Genomic DNA, 5,168 nt, shown 5'->3' with positions numbered 1-5,168 from the left:
CGAACTCGCTTACGACCGTCGTTGTGCGTGCCTGTGAAGAGTTGGGCTGGGAAGCGGCGGCTAAGTGGAATCCATCACATCGTCTGCCTCAAGCGGGCAAAGAGTATTTAAGCATTGACGTGACAGCACTGCCGAAGGCTGATGAAACAACGGATGATCCTCTTCTGTGGCCATTTCCGTTAGCGGTCATAGAGCTCGAAAATCATCCCAAAGATACGCGCGTTGCCTATTCACTGTGGAAGGTGCTGTGCATTCGCGCGCCGCTGAGAGTCGTTATCGCTTATCGTCGTGATTGGGAGCGAACCCGTCAGTTGATCACTAAACTGACGGAAGATGTGATTGGCGGCATGACGCCGGAAGACCGAAAGCGCCTGACGGGTGCGACGGTGATAGTCGTTGGCAATCGGGGAGAAGGTGAAACCTTTCCCTGGGGCTATTTCAAGTTCTGGCGGCTCGATAACAATCTCGGGCGATTCGAGAAAATTTAAAGGGGAAGTTGATGACGAAGCTTAAACCTTGGTATCAGGTGGTTACGCCGCGTGAAGACCTGCGCGACAATAGACCATTCGATGCTTCCGAATTTGCCATCCATCTTGACCAGATTCGGGATGGCCGTGCGCCAAAGGATTACTTGGAGCCGGATCGCTTCTTCGAGCGGACTCACGTCACCGGCAGCTTGCTCGATTTGGCTTCGCAAACGATTCGAAGGCTTTCGGGCATCCAGCTTGAAACATCAGCCGTGTTCAACATGTCGACGCAGTTCGGCGGCGGCAAATCGCACTCGCTCACCGCGCTGTACCACCTGGCAAAACATGGCGACAAGGCCAAATCGTGGAAGGGAGTGAGCAAGATTCTGGACAAGGCCTGCGTCCCCAGCGTTCCCGAGGCCGCCTTTGCTGTATTCATGGGAAAGACATTTGATTCACTCGTTGGGCGCGGCGGGCCGGGGTCAAGCAGCCCGGATGAACCCCTACGCAAGACGCCCTGGGGCGAAATTGCTTGGCAACTCGGTGGCGTGAAATCATTGGCTGTGATTGAGCAGCATGAGCGCGAATTCATTGAGCCGAAAGAAGATGCGATCCGGGCGATGCTGCCGAAGGATCGGCCCTGCCTCATTCTGTTTGACGAGGTGATTAGTTACGCCAGCACTTACCGCAAAAAGGGCTATGGCGATCGGCTATACAACTTTCTCGACTGCTTGGCCGAAACAGCGCGAGGCGAGAAGAACGTTGTCGTGGTTGCTAGTATCCCTGCGTCTGACCTGGAATACACGGCGGAAGACAGCGCCGATGAGGCCCGATTCAAGAAAATGCTCGACCGACTGGGCAAGGCGATCATGATGTCGGCCGACACCGACATGGCCGAGATCATCCGAAGACGCCTCTTTGAGTGGCATGGCTTGCCAGACGACGGCCGGAAGACTGTCGCTGCATATGCTGAATGGGCCGCCGAGCATGCCAAGGAGCTTACCGGCATCGACGCGGAATCTGCCTACGAGACTTTTGCCGCGTCGTATCCGTTTCATCCCTCGGTGCTCTCGGTCTTCGAACGCAAGTGGCAAAGCCTGCCGCGATTCCAGCGGACGCGCGGCGTCTTACGGATGCTGGCGCTGTGGGTAACGCACAACTTCCAAGAAGAACATCGCAAAGTGAGCGGTGAACCATTGCTAACTCTGGGCCTGGCTCCGCTCCAAGACCCGACATTTCGAGCGGCGCTATTCGAGCAATTGGGCAACGACAATCTGGAGGTTCCGGTTACGACCGATATCGCTGGCAAGAGTGATGCACATGGCATGCGACTTGATAAAGAAGCCAATGAATCGACTCGCAAGGCGCAACTTCATCGCAAAGTGGCAACGACGATCTTCTTCGAATCAAACGGCGGAATGAGCCAATCGCGTGCAGACGCGTCTCTGCCAGAAATCAAAGCAGCCATAGGATGCCCGGATCAAAACCTTGTCGATGTGGACAATGCGCTTGAGGGCTTAGCCAGTACGTGCTTTTACCTCAACTGGGAGCGGAACCGCTATCGATTTGGTTTGGCTCCTAACCTGAATCAGATTTTAGTGAATCGCCGTGGTTCAGTCGCTCACAAAGCAATGGAAGACCGAATAAAGAAGCAGACGCAAACTCTTTTCGATAAGAACAAGCAAATCGACCGCAACTTCTTTCCAGAGCGTAGCAACGACATCGCTAGTCGTCCTGTACTAAACGTAGACGGTCCACTGCGATCAAGACTGCGATAATGGATGGCGGCCTGTTGGAAGGCATGACTTTCCCCACGCAACGCCCGTAGAAAATCGCTTTCGGACATATCTTTGAAACGTTTCAATTCCCAAGGCACGCCCTCGTCAAAATCGATATTGGCGATCGAACCAAAAGTGTTTCCATCCAGAATGATGTCGGGATTACTCTTGTTAAAATCCGTGATTGATTTGCCTCCCATCCAAGCAAATAAGACCTCATTGAGTTTATCCTCCGCTGCAAAAGTCCTTTGGAGTTGACTCATATAGTATGCAAACACGCCACCCACGAGGAGGAGGAACGCTACAACGACGATCACCCAAGGTAGGATCGATGGTTTTGGACGAGGAGCAATATAGCTGCTGGCCGATGTCGTAGGCTTCGCACTAAATGCAAACGGGTCTTGCACAGGCGCTGCCACATTGGTCATCACCGGCGTGGCCTGAAACGGCATCTGAAATTGCTGCTGACAAGTCGGGCACTGCACGACTTGCCCCGCGAAGCGGCCATCATCGAGTAATTGATTACGGCAATGCGGACATGGAACGTTGGTAGCTTGCATGATAGCCCCAGTTATTTTGAGATCGAAGTGAAAGTCAGCCGCCGACTATTTTGCCCGTGCCCCGGCCCACCACAGTCGTTCTATCACTCGTCCGAACTGGCGGTTGCTCGTTTTTAGTCCCAAGCGATAAAAGTCCAGACCACCCAGATGGCTGCGGCTGGCACGAGGGCTTTAAAGATCGCTTCCGCGAATCTCACCATACCCCGGAGGTCTTCTTTGTAGACGTCCGAGATTGTTTCGTCGGCGAGATAGTTGCAGGCCATGTCGTAGAAGAACCAGCATAGTCCGCACATCACGACTACAGTGAAGATGTCCCCGCTCTGGGGAAATCACTAGGAGGTAAAACCGTCGCGGCACCTGCGGGAATAGTTGCTGCGTTTCGTAACAACCGCACTCATGGAGCCCGACACGGATGTTCCGCAGCAGTTGGTCCTGCTTCGGTCCGTTTCTCGTCGAGGCCGACAACGGACTGAGGTATTTGAACTCCAGATAAATAGTCGTCGCCGGGTTTTCCCAACGCAGCACGGCATCGACTTGAGTCGAGCCTTCGGGACATGGCAAGCAATCGATAGGCAGGCTCGGCCGATTCTCCCAGAGCTTGATCTTCAGACCACGAAACACTTGCCGGCGGAATTGCGTGGTCCCGAGTCCGCTGTTCAACAGGTCAGGCAACCACCATCGCGGGTTGATCACGCCCAGAACTTGCATGATGTGGCCGGTGATCACGTCCTCGCTGGTCGGCCGGACGAGCAACGGGCAGCGGATCGTGCCTTCGGCGGCATGGGCACAGACGTGGCCCCCTTTGCCCAAGATTTCAGCCAGCATTGTTCGCTCCACTAGGCCAAGAACACCCTGCTAGATACCCCGTTCTAAAATTTCTGAATCCTGACCGTGCCGGCACTTGCATCACTTGGCCAAGGATTTAGAATTAAGGCTGCCTCATGGGTACTGCCCCACTCGTGAGGCGCTTATAAGCCTTCTCATGCACTGCCCCGCATGAGAAGGTTTTTTTGTTGATTGTTAGCTAGAAGCCGGCGTGTTAACCAAGGCTCTTATATCCGCCAATTGTTTGCTGACCTGTTGCCTCATCTCATTTAGCTTGAGTCGAATTACATCTATTCGCTCGCTTCTTTCCTGCGGCCACTTATCAGGCAACCAGCGATTTTTTAGTTTTGTGTTACAAATTAAACAGGAGAGTGCCATGTTTTCAGGATTGTCCGCATCATCAACTGCTCTTCTTGCGATATGATCTTTTTCCCATAGTTTATAGTCGTCAGGTCTATCTAAAAATTTACGATCACAGTACTCACACTGAAAATTACTTCTAAAGCCAATGTAGATATCGATTAATCCCCAATTCATGGCAAGTAGCTTTTTCACCACTTCTTCAGTTGCCTGACGATTCCATTTCTTTTTTTCAGCGATAAATGCGATGACCTGATCGTAGTTCATGATTTAACCTAAAAAAGCTGGAGGGAATCATGTGATTATGCATAACTTAGTTGCTTTAGCTCAACGCTACAATTCCCCTGCCATTCCAGGCACTCCAGCCGAAAGTTGCAACTGCTGCAATTCAGCGGATTTTCGTTGGGGTAGAACACCCCATGTTCGATCGCTCGATCCAGGGACTGCACAATGTCGCCTAGCCGGCCGAAGTCGTACTCACCGCGTGCGACAACGATCTCTTGGATGGCAGGGGTTTTAGTTTTGACCAGCACGACGTATTTGAGTTCCGGGATCTCGTCGCAACGTTGTTGCACGACATGCGCATAACACGTCGCTTGCAGGGCATAGTCCAGTTCCTTTTCTCCGAAGCGCCGGGCGCTTGTCTTGAACTCTCGGACCTCAATGCCCGTGTCGGGTTGGCAAACAAGGTCCAACACCGCTTCGAGCGGTTTGTTTAAGTATTCGCCAGCGCTGTTTTGCAGCGGCACGGTGAACTTGGCTTCGACCGCCAAGATGTCCAGTGGCGGCGGTTGCTCAAGATAAGTCGCCAACAACGTTTCGGCTTGTGCCCATAGATCGGCTTTGTCCTTACCACCGCTGTAGCTGATGGGCCGAGTCGTTTCGGTCGATAGCCAGGTTTCCCGGAACGCTTTGTGCAACGGTGCGAGATTCAGGACTTCGCCCTGTTGGAGTGCCCGATGATAGACCGCGAGCCCCGCATGGATTGCGGAGCCGAACAGTAGATTGCTCGGCGTGAACACACGCGGGAGTTGGGCGAACTAAGCAATTCGCCGAAAGGGAAAGGCGAGTCGAATGGAAACTTGGGTTTTTCCGTAGATCGCCGAATTGAACAAGTGCTTGAGCTAGCTCTATCACAAGTTGGCGGCTTTCTTGGCAATGTTCCCACGCGCTCGCTT

5 protein-coding genes are annotated in these 5,168 nt (G+C 53.1%); 2 read left to right on the top strand and 3 right to left on the bottom strand.

Going from position 1 to position 5,168, the window contains the following annotated elements:
• Together AC6T8Q_RS08560 and AC6T8Q_RS08555 are read left to right on the top strand one after the other, a co-directional pair.
• Positions 1-488, top strand: a 488-nt coding sequence (locus tag AC6T8Q_RS08560; RefSeq protein ID WP_500678678.1) for a hypothetical protein, incomplete at its 5' end; no start/stop codon positions are given.
• Between the two features lie 11 nt (positions 489-499).
• Positions 500-2,245 carry an ATP-binding protein gene (locus AC6T8Q_RS08555; RefSeq protein WP_500678677.1) on the top strand — a complete coding sequence of 582 codons (1,746 nt, stop codon included), beginning with the start codon at positions 500-502 and terminating at the stop codon, positions 2,243-2,245.
• A 731-nt stretch (positions 2,246-2,976) separates the two neighbouring features.
• On the opposite strand, the gene AC6T8Q_RS08550 is transcribed toward AC6T8Q_RS08555, so the two are convergent.
• The 3 genes from AC6T8Q_RS08550 to AC6T8Q_RS08540 form a co-directional block, all read right to left on the bottom strand.
• On the bottom strand, positions 2,977-3,630 hold the full coding sequence (locus AC6T8Q_RS08550) for a hypothetical protein (protein ID WP_500678676.1): 654 nt from the start codon (positions 3,628-3,630) through the stop codon (positions 2,977-2,979).
• 195 nt (positions 3,631-3,825) lie between these two features.
• A complete protein-coding gene (locus tag AC6T8Q_RS08545; protein ID WP_500678675.1) occupies positions 3,826-4,257 on the bottom strand; it encodes an HNH endonuclease signature motif containing protein in 432 nt (143 codons plus the stop codon).
• 35 nt (positions 4,258-4,292) lie between these two features.
• Positions 4,293-5,012, bottom strand: coding sequence for a RecB family exonuclease (locus AC6T8Q_RS08540; protein WP_500678674.1), 720 nt, complete (start codon positions 5,010-5,012; stop codon positions 4,293-4,295).
• Positions 5,013-5,168 lie beyond the last annotated feature (156 nt).

This window comes from Bythopirellula sp. (assembly GCF_041737835.1).
In the GTDB taxonomy this organism is placed as follows: domain Bacteria; phylum Planctomycetota; class Planctomycetia; order Pirellulales; family Lacipirellulaceae; genus Bythopirellula.
The sequence above is the reverse complement of the archived record's forward strand: the minus strand, read 5'-3'. Positions and strand labels throughout refer to the sequence as shown.